Raw genomic sequence first — 22,240 nt, 5'->3', positions numbered from 1 at the left:
GGATACTGCGGGACTCTTTCAATACGTCATCAGTGCTGACGTGCTTACAACTCCGAAGCTGGAACTCCTACGCCGAGGATGATGGGCTCGTCAGCTGCCTTCTTTTTGGCAGGCTCTTCCGCTGCCGGCGCTTTGGCCTCGTGGGCCGTTCCACCCGCGGCTGCGGCAGTTACCTCGTGGTGCTCCACGCTGGTTTCGTTTGCGGCACCCTGTGCCCTGCTCGCGCTACGGTTCCTTCGGCCTCGACTTCCACGCGAACGCGAAGAACGATCGTTCTGACCGTCGGTGGCCGCAGCACTGGCAGCGGAGGTAGTGGCAGCGGAGGCAGCGGAAGTTTCGGAAGCCGTGGCAGGTCCGGAAACCGTATCCACGGTCTTTTCCTCGGCAGCCGGTGCAGCACCGAGGTGCGAGAACGCCTCCGCCAGCAGGTCCAGGCTCATGGCCGGCTTGCCCGCAGATGGTTCCTCATGGTGCTCCACGAATGGAAGCGCCACTTCTTCGCCGCCGAAGCGCAAAACGGGCGTGGACCGTGCCTCCCGAACCGCTGCTTCATGGCTGGCGGCATCAGCTGCGGCCGCTCCCCCGGCATCGCCGGTTGCCGTATCAGACACGGATTCAGCTGTGTCGTGATGCTGACCGGCTGCGCGTGCCAGTTCCTCCGCGCGGTGAACTTCGTCGTCGTGCAAGTGCGCGGCATGCGCTGCAGCGGCGATGGTGGCAAGAGCCGCCCTGGTCGCCTCGGCCTTCGCCTGGCGAACGGGGTCAACCGACTCCTTGCCACTTGGCGCAGCTACCGGGGCGGCAGCGGTGCTGTGGGTGGAGACTGGTTCCTCGGCTACCGCTCCCCCACCTTTCCCACGGCGACGCTTGCGTTCATTCCGGGCAGCAGGCTGTTGCGGTTCTGTGTGTGGACGGTGGTGCTCGGCGGCAACTACGTTGGCGCGTCGGTGTTCCACGGGCTCATCATGGGTGACGACGCCGCGTCCGGCGCAGTGCTCGCACTGCTCACCGAACACTTCAAGCAAGCCTGTGCCCATGCGCTTGCGTGTCATCTGCACCAGACCAAGCGACGTCACTTCAGCCACTTGGTGCTTGGTGCGGTCACGGCCCAGGCATTCCACCAATCGGCGGAGTACCAGGTCACGGTTGGATTCAAGGACCATGTCGATGAAGTCGATGACAATGATGCCGCCGATATCGCGCAGGCGCAGCTGGCGAACTACTTCCTCGGCCGCTTCAAGGTTGTTCTTGGTGACGGTTTCTTCAAGGTTTCCACCGCTGCCGGTGAACTTACCTGTGTTGACGTCCACCACGGTCATGGCCTCGGTGCGGTCGATGACAAGGGAACCGCCTGACGGCAGGAAGACCTTGCGCTCCAGAGCTTTGTGGATCTGTTCGTCGATCCGCCAGGCCGCAAAAATGTCCTGGTCCTTGGTCCACTTTTCAAGGCGGCCCACCAAATCGGGAGCAACGTAGGTGACGTAAGCCTCAATGGTGTCCCACGCGTCGTCGCCGGACACAATCAGCTTGGAAAAGTCCTCGTTGAAGACATCCCGGACCACCTTGATGGTGAGGTCAGGTTCGCCGTAGAGCAGTTCGGGTGCCAGCACCTTGGTGGAGGACGCCTGGCCTTCAATGCCTTCCCATTGCGCGCGCAAACGGTTGATGTCGTGTGTCAGTTCTTCCTCGGAGGCACCTTCAGCGGCTGTGCGCACGATGACGCCGGCGTTCTCAGGCAAACGGTCCTTGAGGATGCGCTTGAGGCGGTTGCGTTCGACGTCGGGCAGTTTGCGCGAGATGCCGGTCATGGAACCGCCAGGCACGTACACAAGGTAGCGGCCCGGGAGGGAAATCTGGCTTGTGAGGCGCGCGCCCTTGTGGCCAACAGGATCCTTGGTCACCTGCACCAGGACAGAATCACCGGACTTGAGGGCATTCTCGATCCGGCGCGGCTGTCCCTCGAGATTGACGGCGTCCCAGTTGACTTCGCCGGCGTAAAGAACGGCGTTGCGCCCGCGTCCGATGTCCACGAAGGCAGCTTCCATGGACGGCAGAACATTCTGGACCTTGCCCAGGTACACGTTGCCGATCAGCGAATCCTGCTGGGTCTTGGACACAAAGTGCTCAGCAAGCACGCCGTCTTCAAGGACCGCAATCTGGATTCTATCGTCGCGCTGGCGGACGATCATCTGGCGATCCACGGACTCGCGGCGGGCAAGGAACTCAGCCTCTGTAATTACCTGGCGGCGGCGTCCGGTCTCGCGGGACTCGCGGCGGCGCTGCTTCTTGGCCTCAAGCCTGGTGGAACCCTTAACACTGGTAACCCGGTTTGACGGGGCCGTCTCAGTGATCGGGCGGGGCGCGCGGACACGGGTCACCGTGTTGGGCGGGTCATCGTCCGAGCCGCCAGTCAGTTCAAGATCCTGATCACCCCGGCGGCGACGCCGACGACGACGCGACGTGACGCCCTCTTCGAGCGCTTCCGCTACCGGAGCATCTTCTTCATCCTCAGCCTCAGCGCCGTCCTCGGAATCGGTCTCATCGCGTTCAGTCCCGCGGCGGCCACGCCGGCCACGGCTACGGCGACGACGACGGCTGCTGGAATCCTCCAGCTCGTCAGTTGACCCGGCTTCCGGAGCTTCTGCTTCAGACTCTTCGGCCTTTTCCTCTACGGCGGGGCGGGCAACGGTGCTCAGATCAGGGGCCTGGAAGATCATCGACGTAATGGAGACAGGTTCCAGGAACAACGACGTTGAACCGGGGGCGGACTCCTCGGCAGCTTCGGCCTCTTCCTCGGCGGGAACGTCGCCCTCCACGGGAAGGTCGCCCTGGGTAGCCGGCGCAGGCTGGGACCCCGCATCCGGCGTCGTGATTTCTTCAACGGCTTCCACGGCGGAAGACGCTTCGGGGGCTGGCGCCTCCGCGCTGACCGTTGCCTCAACGTCCTTGGGCTTGGTAGTCCGACGACGGCGGACCGGCTTTTCAGGGGCAGGTTCAGCATCGGTTTCCGGCTGGGACGCTACTCCGGCCTGATCGTCAAAACCGGGGAGGGGCTCGGCAGGCACCGTTGTCTTGCGCGCACGGGTACGGCGCGCCGGCGCCTTCACAGCTGCTTCGGTCGGTTCAGTGCCGGTGGCTTGTTCAGTGCCGGTGGCTTCCTCAGCGCTGGCTGTTTCCACTGCTTTGGGCGCAGCCTTGCGCCGTGTCCGGGTGGTCTTTTTGGGCGCTTCCGCAGTTTCCGCGGGAGCTGCCTCTTCATTAACGGCTACAACCTGGTCATTATCCATATGTGGCAACACTCCTGCCCCAGCGACGCCGCCACATCCGGCGCCCAGTGGGGCAAATATTTGTCAAAACCCTCAGGCGTTGACAGAAGTCGGTAGTATTCCTTCCGGTTCGCACCATCATTGGGGTGCGGCAGCCCTGGAAGGCCGGTGGCTTTGCTCTGAAACCCGTTGTTCTGCTGCCACAACCAGGTGCCGTCCATTGTCATGGCGGGCTTACCGAGGATCATGTGATCCGGGCAGGCCCTGCTCATACTGGCGGTCTTGGGAACAAGTCACCGGACCGGATTCCGAATGTGGATCGGCTTCCAGCCATGTTCATTCTCTCACACCCCCGCACATTCGAAGGGTAGGGGGCTGTGTCGCACAGTGTGGAAAGTGCTGGTGCTGGCTGGAGGCTGCATCCAGTCTCCGGCGTTACAATCCTGACAAGAACCGTTCCCGGCCCGACCGGGTCACTTGTTGAAAAGGATTGCGTCCGCGATGCCAAGCACCGCCAGGGAAAACCTGGCCAACCAAGCCTCCACCCCCATGGAGGATACGTCTACGAAGGCAGGTTTGCTGCCTAAAGCAGTCCGCGACAAGCCGTTCGCCTGGCTCCTGCTGATCACCGGCGTCATCGGCTGGCTGGCTTCCGGGGCGTTGGTCCTTGAGAAGCTGGAAGTACTCAAAGACCCCAACCACATCACGCTCTGCGATGTGAATCCCTGGGTTTCCTGTGGTGCGGTGATGCAAACACCGCAAAGTTCGGTCTTCGGGTTCCCCAACATGTTCATCGGCATCGTCGCCTTTGCGGTGATCATCACCACTGCCATGGGCCTCCTGGCCGGGGCGAAGTATTCACGCGGGTACTGGCTGGGCTTGCAGACCGGCGTAACCCTGGGGTTCGCCTTTGTGGTGTGGCTGTGGTCCCAGGCCCTGTACGTCATCAACGTGCTGTGCCCGTTCTGCATGGTGGTGTGGGCCGTGATGATCCCGATGTTCGTATGGGTGACCATCCGCAATATCGCCCATGGCGTCATCAAGGCCCCACCGGCACTGGCCAAGGTCTTGGGTGACTCCGGCTGGATCATCGTGGCGCTGCTTTATGTGGCAGTCATTGCCACGATCTTCTTCGCCTTCATCCACGTCTTCGCAGGCACGTCGGGTTACTAAACTCTTCGCGAGATGACACTTAAGGCCAATGTTCGTGATGAACATTGGCCTTAAGTGTCACTTCGGCGAGGCGTACCTAGCCGGCGAACCAGATCTTGATCTCGCGCTCGGCGGAGTCAACGGAGTCAGAGCCGTGAACCAGGTTCTGCTGGACTGCCAGGCCCCAGTCACGGCCGAAGTCGCCCCGGATGGTGCCCGGAGCAGCGGTGGTGGGGTCCGTGGTTCCTGCCAGGGAGCGGAAGCCTTCGATGACGCGGTGGCCTTCAAAGATAGCTGCGATGACCGGGCCGCTGAGCATGAACTCAACCAGGGGCTCGTAGAACGGCTTGCCCACGTGTTCCTCATAGTGCTGCTCCAGCAGCTCGCGGGTCGCGTTGACCTTCTTCAGCTCGGCCAAGGCGTAACCCTTGGCTTCGATCCGGGCGAGGATGCTTCCGCTGAGGTTGCGGGCGACGCCGTCGGGCTTGATCAGGACAAGGGTCCGTTCAATGCTCACAGTTGCTCCAATGTGGTTGGTGGGTGGGTTTCCCAGCCAGTTTACGGGGTTTTACGAACCAGCCTCGTCACGGTGCGTGGCGTCCCATTCGGCCTGCTCCCGGTCGCGTTGTGCCACTTCACGGTCGATCCTCATCCCCGTCCGGATTCCGTACCACCAGCAGATGGCGAAGAGGACGCCAATGATGAACATCATGGGCTCTGCAATCCCCGTCAGGATCAGGAGGAGCTGCAGCCCCCAGCCAAGGCCGATTCCCCAGGGCTTGGACAACACCGCACATGTGAGGACAAGCACTACGCTCAGCGCGATTCCCACACCCAGGATGATTCCAGGAGCAACTTCCCCGCGCCTCAGCCCGAAGACCACCAAGGTGCCGAAGAAGGCCACAAAGGCTTCAAGCAGCAGCACCGTGGAAGCGAACATTACCTTGGTGGATCGACGCTTCCTGGGCATGCCCGGCCGCCATTCACGCTGGGCCTTGGTCAGCCTTGCCACTGTCAGGCACCTTCCTTTCCAAGCAGGATGCGTGCCTCAGCCACCAGGGTGATGGAGCCGGTGACCAGCACGCCGCCGGCAAGGTCATCGTTGGACTCGGCCCGTTCAACGGCCCACTCCAGTGCGTCATCGAGCTTCTCAGCGATGTGGACGTTGTCCTCGCCAAAGCCAAGATCGACGGCGAGTTCGGCCAGTTCCGCTGCAGGGACAGCCCTCAGTGAGTTGGACTGGGTGAAGCAGAATTCATCGGCAAGATCGCCAAGTTGTTCCTTGAGTGTCTTCAGGATCTCCTCAGCGTCCTTCTCCCGCAGGACTCCAACGACGACCACCAGCTTGCTGAAGCTGAAGGCCTCGTGGATTGCCTCGGCCGAAACACGGATCCCTTCCGGGTTGTGGGCAGCATCCACCACGATCGTGGGGGCGGTCCGCACCACTTCCAGTCGGCCAGGTGACGTCACGTTGCCGAAGGCTTCCTTCAGGACGTCGATGTCCAGCTCTTTTTCTCCTCCACCGAAGAAAGCTTCCAATGCAGCAACCGCCACGGCGGCGTTCTCTGCCTGATGGGCACCATGCAAGGGAAGAAGGAGGTCTTCGTAGCGGCCTGCGAGGCCTTGGACCGTAAGGACCTGGCCACCCACGGCGACGCTGCGCGACTCGACGCCGAACTCGACGCCTTCAAAGCGGAACGGTACGTCTACTTCCCGGGCCTTTTCCAAGAGCACCTGCGCCGCATCCACGGGCTGGGCGGCGCTTACCAGGAAGCCGCCCGGCTTGATGATGCCGGCTTTCTCGTAGGCGATGTCCTCGGTCGTATCGCCCAGCAGGTCCGTGTGGTCCAGGGAAATCGGCGTGATGACGGAAACCTGGCCGTCTCCGACGTTGGTGGCGTCGGTGATACCGCCCAGTCCCACCTCAAAGACCGCCACATCCACGGGCTGGTCGGCGAAGATGGCGAACCCGAGGATCGTGACGCATTCGAAGTACGTCAGCCGCGGCTGGTTGTCGGCAAGGAGCTCGTTGTCAACGATTTCCAGGTAGGGACGGATTTCATCCCAGATCCGAACAAACGTCGCATCCGATACCGGCTCACCATCTATGCTGATGCGCTCGGTGACCTTGGAAAGGTGTGGGCTGGTGTAACGGCCTGTGCTGAGGCCGTGGGCACGGAGCCCGGCCTCGATCATGCGCGCAGTGGACGTCTTACCGTTGGTACCCGTGATGTGGATGATCGGGAAAGCCTTGTTGGGCTCACCCAGCACGTCCATGGCCCGGAACAGCGGCGCCAACCGCGGTTCCATTTTGTTCTCCGGCGCGCGGCCCAGGAGTTCGGCGTAGACGCTCTCTACCGAGAATTCGTCAGTCATTGGTCAGACCCCTGCCTTTGCTACGGTGACCTGCGGTTCCTCGGCGCTGGAAAGCAGAACTTCCAGTTCCAGGGTCAATGTTTCGGTCTTGACGAGCTCAGCATTGGCTTGGAGGGCATCAACGACGTCCTGCTGCGCTTCGACGGAAGTCCGGATGCGGTCGCTCACGTTCAGCCCAGCACCCTTACGTGCCTGCTGGATGGCGCGGACCATGTCGCGTGCCAGGCCCTCGGCCGCAAGTTCGGGCGTGACTTCGGTGTTCAGGACCACGAAGCCGCCACCGGGCAGTACGGCAGCTGCGGAAGACCCGCCGTCGGCCGCTTCTGCCACGACGGTCTCCAGGGTGTATTCCTGCGGCTCAAGCTCGAGTCCCCCGGCCACCACGACGCCGGAATCGGTCACGGACCAGTCGCCGGACTTGGATCCCTTGATGGCCTGCTGCACGTTTTTGCCAAGGCGCGGACCAGCAGCCCGGGCGTTCACCACCAGTTTCTGCTCGATGCCGAATTCCTCCGGTGAAGCCGAAGCAGCGTCCAGCAAGCGGACGGAGCGAAGGTTCAGTTCATCGGCGACGACGGCGGCGAAGCCTCCCAGCGCATCTGCCCCGGGTGCCACGACAGTCAGTTCCTGCAGCGGCAGGCGGACGCGCAGGTTCGCGGCCTTGCGCAGGCTCGATCCGGTGGAGCAAATCTGCTGCACGCGGTCCATGGCCTCCACGAGCCCTGGATTGGCCGGGAACAGTGAAGCGTCGGGCCAATCGGCGAGGTGCACGGAACGGCCCCCCGTCAGCCCGCGCCAGATCTCTTCCGTCACGAGCGGCAGCAAGGACGCTGACACACGGCATACGGCTTCCAAGGCGGTGTAGAGGGCGTCGAAGGCGTCCACGTTCTCGTCAAAGAAGCGCTGGCGGCTGCGGCGGACATACCAGTTGGTGAGCATGTCCAGGTAGCTGCGGAGTTCATCGCAGGCCCCGGAGATGTCGTAAGAATCCAGGCTTTCGGTCAGGCTGCGGACGAGGTCCCCGGTGTTGGCCATCAAATACTGGTCCAACGTGTCGGAATAACCGTCGTAGCGCAGCTTCGCTTCATAGCCGGAACCGGAGTTCGCGGCGTTGGTGTAGAGAGTGAAGAAGCTATACACGTTCCAGAGCGGCAGGATGACCTGGCGGACGCCGTCGCGGATGCCCTGCTCGGTGACCACCAGGTTGCCACCGCGAAGGATCGGGCTGGACATCAGGAACCACCGCATGGCATCCGAGCCGTCGCGGTCCAGGACCTCGGAAACGTCCGGGTAGTTGCGCAGGCTCTTGGACATTTTTTGGCCGTCGGAGCCCAACACGATGCCATGGCTGATGACGTTGCGGAAAGCGGGACGGTCGAACAGCGCCGTAGACAGGATGTGGAGCATGTAGAACCAGCCGCGGGTCTGGCCGATGTACTCCACGATGAAGTCCGCAGGGTTGTGGGTGTCGAACCATTCCTCGTTCTGGAACGGGTAGTGCACCTGGCCGTAGGGCATGGAACCGGAGTCGAACCAGACGTCCAGGACGTCTTCGACGCGGCGCATGGTGGACTTGCCTGTGGGGTCGTCAGGGTTGGGACGGGTCAATTCATCGATGAACGGGCGGTGCAGGTCCACTTGCCCTTCGTTGTTGACCGGCAGACGGCCGAAGTCCGCCTCGATGTCAGCCAGCGAGCCGTAAACGTCCGTACGCGGGTACTCGGGATCATCGGACTGCCACACGGGAATCGGCGAACCCCAGTAGCGGTTACGGCTGATGGACCAGTCGCGGGCGTTGTCCAGCCATTTGCCGAACTGGCCGTCCTTGACGTTGCCCGGGATCCAGTTGATCTCCTGGTTCAGCTCGGACATGCGGTCCTTGAACTTGGTGACCTCGACGTACCAGGAGGACACAGCACGGTAGATCAGCGGGTTCCGGCAGCGCCAGCAGTGCGGGTAGCTGTGCTCGTAGCTGGCCTGGCGGACCAGGCGGCCATCGGCGCGCAGCACCTGGGTGATGGGCTTGTTCGCGTCAAAGACCTGCAGTCCCACGATCGAGGCGAGCTCGCCATGGGCAAACAACGGCAGGAACTTCGCGCCCTCGTCAACGGACAGGACAACGGGGATGCCGGCATCCTCACAGACCTTCTGGTCATCCTCACCATAGGCCGGAGCCTGGTGCACGATTCCCGTACCGTCTGTGGTGGTGACGTAGTCCGCCACAAGGAAGCGCCACGCGTTCCGGGTGCCGTACTTCTCGGCATCGGCAAAGTCGTTCCACAGTGGCTCGTACTCAAGGCCCGCCAACTCGGCGCCTGTATGGGTTGAGACGACGGCGGCAGCTGCGGCAGCTGCGTCGTCGTACCCCAAATCCTTGGCGTAGGTCCCCACGAGGTCGGCGGCCAGCAGGAAGCTGCCCGTGACCGGGGCTTCCGCCGAAGCAGCCTTGACGCCGTTCGGACCGGCGGGCAGGACCGCATAGGGGATTTCAGGCCCGACGGCGAGCGCCAGGTTGGTGGGCAGCGTCCAGGGCGTTGTGGTCCAGGCGAGCGCCTGGACGCCTTCGAGGGCCTTGGAGAGTTCGGACTCCCCCGCCTTGATGGGGAACGTTACCGTGACGGTCTGGTCCTGGCGGTTCTTGTAGACGTCGTCGTCCATGCGGAGCTCGTGGTTGGACAGTGGCGTCTCGTCCTTCCAGCAGTACGGGAGGACGCGGTACCCGTTGTACGTCAGTCCTTTTTCGTGCAGTTGCTTGAAGGCCCACAGCACCGACTCCATGTACTCGACGTTGAGCGTCTTGTAGTCGTTGTCGAAGTCCACCCAACGGGCCTGGCGTGTGACGTAGGCCTTCCATTCGTTGGCGTACTTCATGACGGAGGCGCGGCAGGCGTCGTTGAATTTGTCGATGCCCATGGCTTCGATCTGGGTCTTGTCCGTCATGCCCAGTTGCTTCATGGCTTCGAGCTCGGCTGGAAGGCCGTGGGTGTCCCAGCCGAAGCGGCGCTCCACGCGCTTGCCGCGCTGGGTCTGGTAGCGGCCCACGAGGTCCTTGGCGTAGCCAGTGAGGAGGTGCCCGTAGTGAGGGAGGCCGTTGGCGAAGGGAGGGCCGTCGTAGAAGACGAACTCGTTGCTGCCGTCTTTGCCTGCTTCGCGCTGGTCGATGCTTGCCTGGAAGGTGCCGTCTTCATCCCAGTACTTGAGGATGCGCTCTTCGATTTCCGGGAACTTCACGGAAGCGGACACGCCCTGCGTGCCTGAAGGAGTCGCTGAGGCCTTGGGGTAGTGGGTCATCTCATATCCTGTGATAGCTGGTTGACTGTCAGGATGCGAGGACGGCTTCAGTGTTTGCTGTTGCCGCGGTACCACCTCACTTACCGGAACCATGGCGCCCCGGGTGGGGGCAACGGCCGGTCCCGGCCTCTCATTACTGCTGTGACGGGCTTACCCGTCCGGTTCTACTGGGCCCTGGCCGCCGCTTGGATTGCTCCACTTGGGCGTTCAGGGATGTTCTTCCGGAAGCTCACCGGTGATGGCCGGGTCAACGCTTGTCTCCCAAGTCTAGCGGCAGGAGAGCCCCGTGCTCCACTCGCACGATCATCCTTCGGGTGGACCAGCTGGATGCCGTCGGGTGCATAGACTCGACCCATGACCAACCCCGCCCTTGTCCTTCCGGCCGCGGGCCCGGTAAAACGCTGGCTGGGCCACCAGGCATCCCCCGCGTGGTCGGTCCTCGCTCTGCTCTTGGTGTTGCCTGTGGCGGGAATGTCGCTGTTCAGGGCGGTCCCCACGGAGTGGCCGCTGGTGGTGGTTCAACTGTTGTCGTTCACCCTGTGGATGGTGCTGCCATCGGCGTTGGCGATGGTCCTTGCAGTAGTTGGGCGCCGCCTGTGGGTCCTCATCACGACGGCAGCCCTGTTGGCTCTCCAATTGTTCTGGCTGTTTCCGCTGGACACCGGAAGGGCAGAAGCAGTTCCTGCGGGGACCGCCACTGTTTCCGTGAAGGTGATGAGCCTCAACACTGAATACGGTGAGGCTGACGCACGTGCCATCGTGAAGTTGGTCCGGGACAACGGTGTTCAACTCTTGACCCTCCAGGAGCATACGCAAGGGCTGGAAGACCGCTTACGCTCCGAAGGCCTGGAGTCAATACTGCCGAACCTCCTGAGTGAACCCAACGACGACGCTTCCGGTGGCGCCGTGTATTCCGTTTTCCCTCTGCAACCGGAGGGGCTGCTGCCCGATACGCCATTCCGGATGGACGTTACGCGGGTCCTCGTCACGGATGCGGGCAACGTTTCCAAGGCGACGTTGAACCTCACCAACGTTCATGCACTGCCCCCGGTTGACGAGCGGATCCAGCAGTGGCGCAGCGACCTTGTCAAGGTTGCCCGTCAGGCCTCCCATCCGGGACATCACCTGCTGATGGGTGACTACAACTCCACCTACGACCATGCCGAGTTCCGTGCCGTGCTTGACCCCGCCATGGGCGGCGGACAGGACGGGAAAAAGCTCGTCGACGTCGGAACAGCCTCAGGCGGACGGTTCTCCCCCACCTGGCCGATGGAGGGACCACCCCTACCTGGGATCGTGATCGATCACATGGTTACGTCGCCCCGAATCGGCAGCAATGGCTACGCGGTCCACCAGGTTTCCGGTTCTGACCATGCGGCCATGGTGGCAACCCTGGTTATCCCGGCCGGTTAGCCGGTTGGAAGGCGTGTCTCGCTTCAGCCTTCCTTGCGGATGAGCTTGTGGTTGGCCGCCTGCGCCACCGGGCGCACCACGATCTGGTCCAGGTTGATGTGGTGCGGCAGCGAGACTGCGTACTTGACGACGTCGGCCACGTCCTCTGCCGTTAGGGGCTTTTCGACTCCGGCGTAGACCTTGGCGGCAGCGTCCTTGTCACCCAGCCGGTTAAGGGCAAATTCCTCAGTGTGGACCAGGCCCGGCGCTACCTCGATGACACGGATGTTGTGACCCACTTCTTCCAGCCTTAGGGCGTTGGTCATGGCGTGCTGGGCAAACTTTGCGGCGTTGTATCCTGCGCCGCCTTCGTAAGCGGCCAGTCCGGCGGTGGATGTGAGGTTGAGTACAGTTCCTTCCCCGTCCTCCCTCAGCATCGGAAGGAATGCCCTGGTGATCTTCATGGTGCCCAGGACGTTGACCTGGTACATCCACTCCCAATCCTCAGTATCGGCATTCGCGATCGTGTCCGCGCCACGGGCACCGCCGGCGATGTTGATGAGGGTATCGGCTCCCCCGGCTTTGGAAACGGCCTGCAAAAGGGCTGCGACGTCGTCGTCGCTGGTGATATCGGCCGCAAATGGAATAGCGCCGGTTTCGGCGCCCAGCGCGCCCAAGCGGTCGGCCCTGCGGGCCACCGCAAAGACCTTCCAGCCTGTGGAGGCCAACGCCCGCACCGTTGCCTCGCCGATGCCCGTGCTCGCGCCGGTTACTACTGCTGTCTTGTTCTGAACTGGATGAACCGTGTGTGCTGCCAAAGTCATGGCACCACACTATCCGCAGGCTTCAAGCATCTGCCCGGCCGAGCAGGAATTCACGTAATACCACGGCATGGTTCACCTCTGGATCCCTGGCGGCATAGAGCAAGGTGACCCGAGGATGGGACCTCGCCAACTCCAGCAAAGTCTGAACTGCAGCATTGCTTTCCAGTTCAGCCTCGTACTGCCGCCGGAAATCGGTGAACCGCTCCTGCATGTGTGCGAATTCGGTCCGCAAGGGTGGCGATGGCGCGACTTCCTTCAGCCACAAATTCAAGTGGGCCTTCTCCTTGGACACCCCGCGCGGCCATAGCCTGTCAACCAAAACCCGGGCACCGTCGTCGTCAGCGGGGTCCTCATAGATGCGTTTGAGGACGAAAGCGTCCCGATGGCCGGCCATGACGGCATGCTACGGCAAGGCGCTGCGGCGGACCATGGAACAATTGACACATGGCTGAATCAACGCAGGGTACAGACACGCCCGCCACCGCCCCCATCAACGTTCCCGACAAGCCGGCCCTTGAAGGCCTTGAGGCTGCCCTGACGCAGCGCTGGCTGGACGAAGGAACCTACAAGTTCAACCCGGACACCACCCGGGAGCAGGTCTACTCGATCGACACTCCCCCGCCGACCGCCTCGGGTTCCCTCCACGTGGGCCACATGTTCTCCTTCACGCAGACGGACGTCCAGGCCCGCTACATGCGCATGACCGGAAAGAATGTCTTCTACCCCATGGGTTGGGACGACAACGGCCTGCCCACTGAGCGTCGCGTCCAGAACTACTACGGTGTGCGCTGCGATCCCGCCATCCCCTACAACGCCGACTACCGTCCTCCAGCACAGCCGGCCAAGAACCAGCGCGATTTCGACGTCGTTTCCCGGCAGAACTTCATCGAGCTGTGCGAGGAACTCGCTGTCGAGGACGAAAAAGTCTTCGAGAACCTCTTCCAGACCCTCGGCCTGTCCGTGGACTGGGACCTGACCTACCGCACCATCGACGACACCTCCCGTGCGGTATCCCAGCGTGCCTTCCTTGCCAACCTTGCAGCGGGCGACGCCTACATGGCCGAGGCCCCCACGTTGTGGGACGTCACGTTCCGTACCGCTGTAGCCCAGGCTGAGCTTGAGGACCGCGAAGTTGCGGGCGCCTACTACCGCTACCCCTTCTTCACCGAAGACGGCGAAAAGATCTTCATCGAGACCACCCGTCCGGAACTGCTCGCCGCTTGCGCCGCGCTGGTAGCAAACCCCGACGACGAACGGTACCAGCCGCTGTTCGGCAAGACCGTGAAGTCGCCGCTCTTCGACGTTGAGCTTGAGGTAAAGGCCCACCCGCTCGCCAAAGCGGACAAGGGCTCCGGCATCGCGATGGTCTGCACCTTTGGTGACCTGACAGACGTCACGTGGTGGCGCGAGCTGCAGCTGCCCACACGCGCCATCATGGGCCGCGATGGCCGCATCATTGCCGAAACCCCGGAATGGATCACTACCGACGCCGGCAAGGAAGCCTACGCCGCGATCGCCGGCAAGACGGCCTTCTCCGCCAAGGAAGCAGTTGTAGAGCTCCTCACGGCGGCAGGCCTGCTGGACGGCGAACCGAAGAAGATCACCCACCCCGTGAACTTCTTCGAAAAGGGCGACAAGCCCCTTGAGGTGGTGACCTCACGCCAGTGGTACATCCGCAACGGTGGACGAGATGAAGAACGCCGCGAACGGTTGATCGGCCGCGGCCAGGAAATCAACTTCCACCCCTCTTTCATGCGCTCGCGCTATGAGAACTGGATCGCGGGCCTGAACGGCGACTGGCTCGTATCACGCCAACGCTTCTTCGGCGTGCCCATTCCCGTCTGGTACCCCCTGGATGCCCAGGGCAACCCGGACTACGACCACCCCATCCTGCCATCGGATGACATGCTCCCCGTGGATCCCGCCGCAGATGCAGCCCCTGGCTTCGAGGAAGCGCAGCGTGACCAGGCCAACGGCTTCACAGGTGACGCCGACGTCCTGGACACCTGGGCCACGTCTTCCCTTACCCCGCAGATCGTGGGTGGCTGGAGCCGTGACGAGGAACTGTTCTCCAAGGTCTACCCGTTCGACCTCCGCCCCCAGGGTCACGACATCATTCGCACATGGCTGTTCTCCTCCGCTGTCCGCGCCGACGCCCTGCAGAAGAGCGCGCCGTGGAAGCACGCAGCTATTTCAGGGTGGATCCTTGACCCGGACCGCAAAAAGATGTCCAAGTCCAAGGGCAACGTGGTTGTCCCCACGGACGTCCTGAACGAGTTCGGCTCGGACGCCGTCCGCTACTGGGCAGCCTCGGCCAAGCTCGGTGCGGACACGGCCTACGAAATCGCGCAGATGAAGATCGGCCGTCGGTTGGCCATCAAGCTACTCAACGCCTCCAAGTTCGTGTTGAACCTTGGTGCCACCGAAAACTCCGTGGTGTCCAGCGATCTTTCCGTGCTGACCAATCCACTGGACCGGGCACTGCTCGCCCAGTTGTCGGACGTTGTTGCGCAGTCCACCAAGGCTTTCGAAAACTACGACTACGCGCGGGCACTGCAAATCACTGAGTCATTCTTCTGGCAGTTCACCGACGACTACGTCGAGCTGATCAAGGACCGCGCCTACGGTGCGGCCGGGGAGTCGGAGCAAGCATCCGTACTGGCTGCGCTGGCCACCACCCTGGACTCCTTGCTGCGCCTTTTCGCGCCGTTCCTGCCCTTCGCCACCGAAGAGGTGTGGAGCTGGTGGCGCACCGGCTCGGTTCACCGCGCCCAATGGCCTGCCGCACTGGAAATCGCCGATGGCGACACCACCATGCTTGGCACTGTTGGCGTAGCACTCAGTGGCATCCGCAAGGCCAAGTCCGAGGCAAAAGTGAAGCAGCGCACCGCAGTACTCTCGGCGTCCATCACGGCCAATGAAATGCTTGTTGCGCAGCTCAAGGCCGGACTCGGGGACCTGAAGGCAGCCGCGAACGCCCAGGAGATCGCACTTCAGTCCGGTGAGGGTGAGCTGACGGTCAGCGACGTCGTCCTCGCACCGGCAGAGGAAACGCCAGCGTCCTAAGAGCCTTCCGGCAAATTCCGGAAATTTGGGCAAAGGGGAAGCCCCATCAGCGTTTTGCCGTTGGTGGGGCTTCGACTTTTCGGCTGTCTGGTGACGGCTTGACAGTCTGGCGGAATCCTCGGAATTTCAGGTCTTACTACCTCGTCACTGGTAGCTTGCTTCCAACTTTGCCAAAGGCTGCGTTGGTTGCATATCACTGAATCTTTGGTTTCCGTGTCCCTCTTCTTTCGAAGTGGGTAAGAACCATTGTGGTCCCGCCAGTGACCATGCACAAGAGCCCTGGCAGAACTACAATCCTGTAGTTCTGCCAGGGCTTTTTCGTGCAGCTATCCTGCAGCCCGGGTAAAGCTATGGCAGAGTATGGACATGCCGGAACTTCCCGAAGTGCACGGCCTGTGCACGTATCTGGACACCCAGCTCCATGGAGCAGTGCTGACCAGCGTCCGCATCAACTCCATCGCCGCCTTGAAGACCGCTGATCCGCCCTACAGCACCCTCGAAGGCCGCACCATCCAGGGCACACAGCGCTTCGGCAAGTTCATCAGCCTCGATGCCGACGGCCTGTTTTTCGTCTTCCACCTCGCAAAGGCCGGGTGGGTCCGCTATACGGAGCATCCATCAGCAGCCGGGCTGCGCATGGGCAAGAGCAACATAGCGGCCAGGCTACTGCTGCACCGGCAGGCCGACGACGCCCACATAGGACTGGACCTCACTGAAGCCGGCACCAAAAAGAGCCTGGCCATCTACGTGGTAAGGGATCCCTTGGATGTTCCCGGGATCGCAACCCTGGGTCCGGAACCGCTCAGCCCCGACTTCGACGAAAATGCCCTGGCGGCAATCCTTAAGACAAGTTCCCAACAGATCAAGGGACTTCTCCGCAGCCAAAGCATCATCGCCGGGATTGGCAACGCCTACAGCGATGAGATTCTGCACGCCGCCAAAATCTCCCCCTTCGCCATCGCGAAGACGATCGACGGCGAAACAGTGCAGCGGCTCTACGATGCCATGCAGGAGGTTTTGGTGGGTGCCGTGAACGCGGCAGCTGGAAAGCCTTCCAGCGAGCTGAAGGACACCAAGCGAAGCAATTTCAGGGTCCATGCCAGGACCGGGCTGCCCTGCCCTGTTTGCGGCGACACTGTACGTGAAGTGTCGTTCGCAGACACGTCACTTCAGTACTGTGCTACCTGCCAAACCCACGGAAAGATCCTCGCGGACCGGCGTACGTCGCGCTTCCTGAAGTAGTGCCGCGGATTCGCCGGGCCGGACCTGGGCTTCCTGGTTGAACTCGGGCTTTCCTAGTTGAATTCAGGGCTTTCCGTGCGGCTGCGCTTGATTTCGAAGAAGTGCGGGTAGCCGGCAAGGGTTACCGTGGCATCCCAAAGTTGCCCCGCTTCTTCGCCCCTCGGAATCCGGGTGAGGACCGGGCCGAAGAAGGCCGTGCCATTTACAGCCACCACGGGCGTTCCCACATCCTGGCCCACCAGGGAGATGCCGGCCTCGTGGCTGGCCCGCAATTCGGTGTCGTACTCCCCTGAGTCCGCGAAGCGGGCCAGCTCAGCAGGAAGGCCTACTTCTGCCAGCGCTTTCTGGATCACGGAACTACGGTCCTTGTTGCCTTCGTGGTGGAACTGTTCCCCCATGGCGTCGTACAAGGGTTTGATGTACCTGCTGCCATGGAGCTCCTGGGCAGCAATGATCACGCGGACAGGACCCCAGCTGTCGTCCATCATCGCCCTGTAATCCCCGGGAAGGTCACGGCCCTCATTGAGGACGGACAAGCTCATGACGTGCCATTCGGTCTCAATTCCCCGCACTTGCTCCACCTCGCCGATCCAGCGCGATGTGATCCATGCGAAGGGGCAAACAGGATCGAACCAGAAATCGGCTTTATTGACGGGCTGCTCTGGCAGGTTCTGTTCGGGCAGGCTCTGTTCAGGCACAGTCAGTTCAGGCACATTCATTTCAGGCACAGGGAAACTCCTTGGAAGAGTAAAAAGCGGGCATCAAGCGACGCGGAATGAATGAAACCGCCGCTTACTAGGCCAACGGGTGGCTAGGCCGACTTATTCCGGCGCTTCGCTACGACGTCGTGGCCAATCATGGTGGGCTGGGCCTTGTTGTCCACCACATCAGCGGTGATGACGACAGTTGCGATGTCATCCCTGCTTGGCAGATCAAACATGACGGGCAGCAAGACTTCTTCCATGATGGCCCTCAGGCCACGGGCGCCGGTTCCACGCTCAAGAGCCTGGTCAGCGATGGCATCCAAAGCGTCGTCGTCGAATTGCAGGTCTACACCATCCAGCTGGAACATCTTCTGGTATTGCTTCACCAGGGCATTCTTGGGCGTGGAAAGGATCTGGATCAACGCAGGACGGTCCAGATTCGAGACGGTGGTGATCACTGGCAGGCGGCCAATGAACTCCGGAATGAGTCCGAACTTCAGCAGGTCTTCCGGCATGACTTCACCGTAAGTGTCCACGTTGTCCCGGACTTCGTTCAGTGGCGCTCCAAAACCGATGCCCTTGCGCCCTGACCGCGAACCAATGATGTCCTCAAGGCCGGCAAATGCACCTGCCACGATGAAGAGCACGTTGGTGGTGTCGATCTGGATGAATTCCTGGTGCGGATGCTTACGTCCACCCTGCGGCGGGACGGAGGCTACTGTGCCTTCGAGGATCTTCAGCAGGGCCTGCTGGACTCCCTCGCCCGACACGTCCCGGGTGATCGAGGGGTTCTCGCTCTTGCGGGAGATTTTGTCGATCTCGTCAATGTAAATGATGCCTTGTTCGGCTTTCTTGACGTCGTAATCAGCGGCCTGGATGAGCTTGAGCAGTATGTTTTCGACATCCTCGCCCACATAGCCAGCCTCCGTGAGTGCGGTTGCATCGGCCACGGCGAACGGGACATTGAGCCTGCGGGCGAGCGTTTGCGCCAGATACGTCTTGCCACAGCCAGTTGGACCGATCAGCAGGATGTTGGATTTGGCGATCTCCACATCCTCGTGATGCGGACCCTCACCAAGGCTCCCGGCCTTGGGAGCATGACCGGCCTGGATCCGCTTGTAGTGGTTGTAGACGGCAACTGCCAACGACCGTTTGGCAGGCTCCTGGCCGATGACGTATTCCTGCAGGAAATCGAAGATCTCCCGGGGCTTGGGGAGTTCAAAACTGCCAAGGTCCGAAACTTCCGCAAGTTCTTCTTCGATGATCTCGTTGCAAAGCTCGATGCACTCATCGCAGATGTACACACCGGGCCCGGCAATCAGCTTCCGTACCTGCTTCTGGCTCTTTCCGCAGAAAGAACACTTCAGCAGGTCCGTGCTCTCGCCAATCCGAGCCATGTGGGAATCCCTTCGTTACATGCGGGTGATGCGGCTCCGTGCCGTACTCAAGTGTGCAGCCTGGCCGGGGTTGGCACCACCGTGACAACATCCACTCTAGGTCACAATGGGCTGCTTGGGTGGAAACAGAACGCCGGTGCGGTCCATATTTCGCGAACCGCACCGGCGTCGTTTTCCGTATGCTACCTGGCGATTGCCTGGGGCTTGATCTTGCGGGAGTCCAGGACCTGGTCGATCAGACCGTAGCTCATGGCCTCGGCCGCGGTCAGGATCTTGTCGCGCTCGATGTCATTGTTGACCTGCTCGGAGGTACGGCCCGAGTGGTGTGCCAGCGTGTCTTCAAGCCATGTACGCATGCGCATGACTTCAGCAGCCTGGATCTCGAGGTCGGATGCCTGGCCGCCCTGGCCGCCGGACAACGCCGGCTGGTGGATCAGCACGCGTGCGTTCGGCAGTGCCAGCCGCTTGCCGGGTGTTCCCGCTGCAAGCAGGACAGCTGCCGCACTGGCTGCCTGGCCCAGGCATACGGTCTGGATCTCCGGACGAATGTACTGCATGGTGTCATAGATCGCCGTCATGGCCGTGAAGGAGCCGCCGGGCGAGTTGATGTACAACGTGATGTCGCGGTCCGGATCCGTCGATTCAAGGACCAGCAGCTGGGCCATGATGTCATCGGCAGAAGCGTCGTCAACCTGGACGCCGAGGAAGATGATGCGGTCCTCGAACAGCTTGGTGTACGGATCCTGGCGCTTGAAGCCGTACGGTGTGCGCTCTTCGAACTGGGGCAGGACGTAGCGGCTGGTTGGGAGATTACCGGCAGACCATCCGAAGTTGTAGTTCATGTCATTACTCCTGGGTTTCAGTGGTTCTTTGGTGCCGGTTAGTTTTCGGAGCCTGGCTCGGAGTTCGACTGGTTGGCCGTTCCACCGCCACCAGCTACCGAGCCTGCGTGAGCCGAGATCTTGTCGAAGAAGCCGTACTCCAGAGCCTCCGTGGCCGTGAACCACTTGTCGCGGTCGTTGTCCTTGAGGATGGTCTCCACAGTCTGGCCGGTCTGTTCTGCGGTGAGTTCCGCCATGACCTTCTTCATGTGCAGGATGAGCTCGGCCTGGATTTTGATATCCGAAGCAGTGCCGCCGATGCCACCGGACGGCTGGTGCATGAGAATACGGGCGTTGGGGGTGGCGTAACGCTTCCCCTTGGTTCCGGAGGAGAGCAGGAACTGCCCCATGGAGGCAGCCAGGCCGGTGGCAACAGTGACAACATCGTTGGGGATGAACTGCATGGTGTCGTAGATGGCCATGCCGGCGGTCACCGAGCCACCGGGTGAGTTGATGTAAAGGTAGATGTCCTTCTCGGGGTCTTCAGCCGAGAGGAGGAGCAGCTGGGAGCAGATGGCGTTGGCGTTCTCGTCACGGACTTCAGAGCCAAGCCAGATGATGCGCTCTTTCAGCAGGCGGTTGTAGATGTAGTTGTCCTGGGCTGCGGGATCGACAGTTGCCATCCGGGGAGCCTCTGATTGCTGTGACATAAGTACTTACCTCTCGCTGGTGCCAGTGACCTCACTGAACTTCACTACTTGGACACTAACCGTTTTCAGGGACGATTTGTTCGCCGGAATCGCGCTGTTCGCTGACGGCGCACGATTGGAGCGGGCCCGCAGATCCAGCACGCTGATTGTATGCGGGCTTGTCCGTTCAGGGCTTAAAACAAACCGACCCCGGATCACTGATCCGGGGTCGGTTGATGCGCTATTGACTAGAACTTCACGGCTGCGGGGTCATCGCTGGCGACAACATCCGCTTCCTCGCCGGCTTCGGCGGTTGCTGCCTCATCAGCAGCAACTTCGCCCGCAGGGCGGACAAAATCGCTCAGGTCAACCTTGTTGCCTTCGGAGTCAACGACCTCGGCCTGGCCCAGCACAACGGCCAGTGCCTTGCGGCGGCGTACTTCGGAAACCATCATGGGGACCTGGCCGCTCTGATCGATGATCTGGGCGAACTGGTTGGGATCCATACCGTACTGGCTTGCGGTGCTGACGATGTAGTCGATCAGCTCGTTCTGGCTGACGTCAACTTCTTCCTTGTCCGCAATGGCGTCAAGGATGACCTCGTTCTGGAAGGCGCGCTCAGTGTTTGCCTTGACCTCGGCGCGGTGCTCCTCGGTGTCGTGGTCACCTTCGCCGTGGGCGTTCTCCGGGTTGAAGTGAGCCTCAATCTGCTCTTCGACAACCGAAGCCGGAACGGGGACCTCGACGAGCTCTACGAGCTTGTCCAGGACCTTGTCGCGGGCCTCAACGCCCTGTCCGACAACCTTGGAATCGGCAGCCTGCTTGGCGAGGTCCTCGCGGAGCTCAGCAAGGGTGTCGAATTCCGAAGCCAGCTGTGCGAAGTCGTCGTTGGCTTCAGGAAGCTCGCGCTCCTTGACGGCCTTGACAACAACCTTCACCTGGGCTGCCTCGCCGGCGTGGTCGCCGCCAACGAGCGTGGTGTCGAAGATTGCTTCTTCGTCTGCGGACAGACCGGTCACGGCCTCGTCCAGGCCCTCAAGCATGGTGCCTGCACCAACCTGGTAGGACAAGCCGGACGCCGAGTCGATTTCTTCGCCATCGATCGTGGCGGTGATGTCGATCGTGAGGAAGTCCTCGTTCCGGGCGGGACGCTCCACGGACTTCAGCGTGCCGAAGCGGCCACGCAGTTCATCCAAGGCCTTGTCGACGTCTTCAGCGGAGGATTCAGCCGCAGCAACCTCAACCTTGATGCCTGCATAGTCCGGCAGCTCGATCTCGGGCCGAACATCAATCTCCACCTGGAACTTAAGCTCGCCATCGGTTGCGGACGGGTCCGGAACCTCGGTGATCTCAACTTCAGGACGGCTCAGGGGACGAACACCCGTTTCCTGGACAGCAGCCTGGTACCAGCCGTTGAGGCCATCGTTGATGGCGGTTTCCAGGACATAGCCACGGCCAACGCGCTGGTCGATCAGCTTGGAAGGAACCTTGCCCTTGCGGAATCCGGGGACCTGGATCTGCGAAGCAACAGTCTTGTAAGCGGCATCGATGCTCGGCTTCAGTTCCTCAAAGGGAACCTCAACGTTGAGCTTGACCCGCGTGGGGGTGAGGTTCTCGACAGCGCTCTTCACAGTCTAAGTACTCCTGAATTTGTGGGTATGGGGTTCTGCCGCATCCCTGAGGCGGACACGAAACACAGAGTCGGGGTGACAGGATTTGAACCTGCGACTTCCTGCTCCCAAAGCAGGCGCTCTAGCCAAGCTGAGCTACACCCCGAATGCACAGGACAGTCTACGGGCAAGCGGGCCCGGAATGCACATTTGACACCGCCGCCGGAATTAGGTTTAGTTGTACCCGGCTTCAACAGCCACCGGGAAGATGTCCTGAGCATGAGATCCATACAAGGATCCAGCAGGAGACCCACCCGGGGACGTAGCTTAATGGTAAAGCCTCAGTCTTCCAAACTGATTACGCGGGTTCGATTCCCGTCGTCCCCTCCAGTAAAAAAGCCCCAATCTTC

16 protein-coding genes and 2 tRNA genes are annotated in these 22,240 nt (G+C 61.6%); 5 read left to right on the top strand and 13 right to left on the bottom strand.

Features of this window, described 5'->3' with window-relative positions:
* Nucleotides 1–44: 44 nt before the first annotated feature.
* Entirely contained in the window at nucleotides 45–3,287 is a 3,243-nt protein-coding gene (locus AC6I97_RS11505; protein WP_497944926.1) for an Rne/Rng family ribonuclease, read from the bottom strand.
* Between the two features lie 528 nt (nucleotides 3,288–3,815).
* On the opposite strand from AC6I97_RS11505, the gene AC6I97_RS11500 reads away from it, so the two are divergent.
* Complete coding sequence (locus AC6I97_RS11500; RefSeq protein ID WP_497947057.1) at nucleotides 3,816–4,439, top strand: vitamin K epoxide reductase family protein; 624 nt, start codon at nucleotides 3,816–3,818, stop codon at nucleotides 4,437–4,439.
* Between the two features lie 76 nt (nucleotides 4,440–4,515).
* Here the strand turns inward: AC6I97_RS11500 and ndk are convergent, their stop codons facing one another.
* Genes ndk through ileS form a run of 4 tightly spaced genes read right to left on the bottom strand, consistent with a single transcriptional unit; the run spans nucleotide 4,516 to nucleotide 10,085 of the window.
* Complete coding sequence (gene ndk / locus AC6I97_RS11495; protein ID WP_224164534.1) at nucleotides 4,516–4,935, bottom strand: nucleoside-diphosphate kinase; 420 nt, start codon at nucleotides 4,933–4,935, stop codon at nucleotides 4,516–4,518.
* Between the two features lie 51 nt (nucleotides 4,936–4,986).
* Nucleotides 4,987–5,430 (bottom strand): DUF4233 domain-containing protein, encoded by a 444-nt coding sequence (locus AC6I97_RS11490; RefSeq protein WP_497944925.1) that lies wholly within the window; start codon nucleotides 5,428–5,430, stop codon nucleotides 4,987–4,989.
* 2 nt (nucleotides 5,431–5,432) lie between these two features.
* Nucleotides 5,433–6,794 (bottom strand): bifunctional folylpolyglutamate synthase/dihydrofolate synthase, encoded by a 1,362-nt coding sequence (locus AC6I97_RS11485; protein WP_224090686.1) that lies wholly within the window; start codon nucleotides 6,792–6,794, stop codon nucleotides 5,433–5,435.
* Between the two features lie 3 nt (nucleotides 6,795–6,797).
* The gene (gene ileS / locus AC6I97_RS11480) at nucleotides 6,798–10,085 is read right to left on the bottom strand and encodes an isoleucine--tRNA ligase (protein ID WP_497944924.1); all 3,288 of its coding nucleotides are present in this window, start codon (nucleotides 10,083–10,085) and stop codon (nucleotides 6,798–6,800) included.
* A 354-nt stretch (nucleotides 10,086–10,439) separates the two neighbouring features.
* On the opposite strand from ileS, the gene AC6I97_RS11475 reads away from it, so the two are divergent.
* On the top strand, nucleotides 10,440–11,498 hold the full coding sequence (locus tag AC6I97_RS11475) for an endonuclease/exonuclease/phosphatase family protein (RefSeq protein WP_497944923.1): 1,059 nt from the start codon (nucleotides 10,440–10,442) through the stop codon (nucleotides 11,496–11,498).
* A 23-nt stretch (nucleotides 11,499–11,521) separates the two neighbouring features.
* Here the strand turns inward: AC6I97_RS11475 and AC6I97_RS11470 are convergent, their stop codons facing one another.
* Both AC6I97_RS11470 and AC6I97_RS11465 read right to left on the bottom strand, forming a co-directional pair.
* Entirely contained in the window at nucleotides 11,522–12,301 is a 780-nt protein-coding gene (locus AC6I97_RS11470; protein ID WP_497944922.1) for an SDR family oxidoreductase, read from the bottom strand.
* Between the two features lie 22 nt (nucleotides 12,302–12,323).
* Complete coding sequence (locus AC6I97_RS11465; protein WP_497944921.1) at nucleotides 12,324–12,695, bottom strand: DUF488 domain-containing protein; 372 nt, start codon at nucleotides 12,693–12,695, stop codon at nucleotides 12,324–12,326.
* A gap of 50 nt (nucleotides 12,696–12,745) precedes the next feature.
* Here AC6I97_RS11465 and valS point away from each other — a divergent pair, with 50 nt between their 5' ends.
* Together valS and AC6I97_RS11455 are read left to right on the top strand one after the other, a co-directional pair.
* Nucleotides 12,746–15,367, top strand: a complete 2,622-nt coding sequence (gene valS, locus AC6I97_RS11460) for a valine--tRNA ligase (RefSeq protein ID WP_224164539.1) — start codon at nucleotides 12,746–12,748, stop codon at nucleotides 15,365–15,367.
* Between the two features lie 366 nt (nucleotides 15,368–15,733).
* The gene (locus AC6I97_RS11455; RefSeq protein WP_224164540.1) at nucleotides 15,734–16,609 is read left to right on the top strand and encodes an Fpg/Nei family DNA glycosylase; all 876 of its coding nucleotides are present in this window, start codon (nucleotides 15,734–15,736) and stop codon (nucleotides 16,607–16,609) included.
* A gap of 53 nt (nucleotides 16,610–16,662) precedes the next feature.
* On the opposite strand, the gene AC6I97_RS11450 is transcribed toward AC6I97_RS11455, so the two are convergent.
* The 6 genes from AC6I97_RS11450 to AC6I97_RS11425 form a co-directional block, all read right to left on the bottom strand.
* Complete coding sequence (locus AC6I97_RS11450; protein ID WP_275965568.1) at nucleotides 16,663–17,307, bottom strand: mycothiol-dependent nitroreductase Rv2466c family protein; 645 nt, start codon at nucleotides 17,305–17,307, stop codon at nucleotides 16,663–16,665.
* A gap of 113 nt (nucleotides 17,308–17,420) precedes the next feature.
* Complete coding sequence (gene clpX, locus AC6I97_RS11445) at nucleotides 17,421–18,710, bottom strand: ATP-dependent Clp protease ATP-binding subunit ClpX (RefSeq protein WP_223933150.1); 1,290 nt, start codon at nucleotides 18,708–18,710, stop codon at nucleotides 17,421–17,423.
* A 182-nt stretch (nucleotides 18,711–18,892) separates the two neighbouring features.
* Nucleotides 18,893–19,552, bottom strand: a complete 660-nt coding sequence (locus AC6I97_RS11440) for an ATP-dependent Clp protease proteolytic subunit (protein ID WP_216925476.1) — start codon at nucleotides 19,550–19,552, stop codon at nucleotides 18,893–18,895.
* Nucleotides 19,553–19,590: 38 nt separating this feature from the next.
* Complete coding sequence (locus AC6I97_RS11435; protein WP_275964122.1) at nucleotides 19,591–20,214, bottom strand: ATP-dependent Clp protease proteolytic subunit; 624 nt, start codon at nucleotides 20,212–20,214, stop codon at nucleotides 19,591–19,593.
* 254 nt (nucleotides 20,215–20,468) lie between these two features.
* Nucleotides 20,469–21,851, bottom strand: a complete 1,383-nt coding sequence (gene tig / locus AC6I97_RS11430) for a trigger factor (protein ID WP_224090703.1) — start codon at nucleotides 21,849–21,851, stop codon at nucleotides 20,469–20,471.
* Nucleotides 21,852–21,921: 70 nt separating this feature from the next.
* A tRNA-Pro gene (locus AC6I97_RS11425) sits at nucleotides 21,922–21,996 on the bottom strand.
* A 150-nt stretch (nucleotides 21,997–22,146) separates the two neighbouring features.
* Here AC6I97_RS11425 and AC6I97_RS11420 point away from each other — a divergent pair.
* A tRNA-Gly gene (locus AC6I97_RS11420) sits at nucleotides 22,147–22,220 on the top strand.
* Nucleotides 22,221–22,240: the final 20 nt, after the last annotated feature.

The organism is Arthrobacter sp. TmtSoilC48 (assembly GCF_059739425.1).
This window is presented reverse-complemented; position numbering and strand designations above follow the sequence as displayed.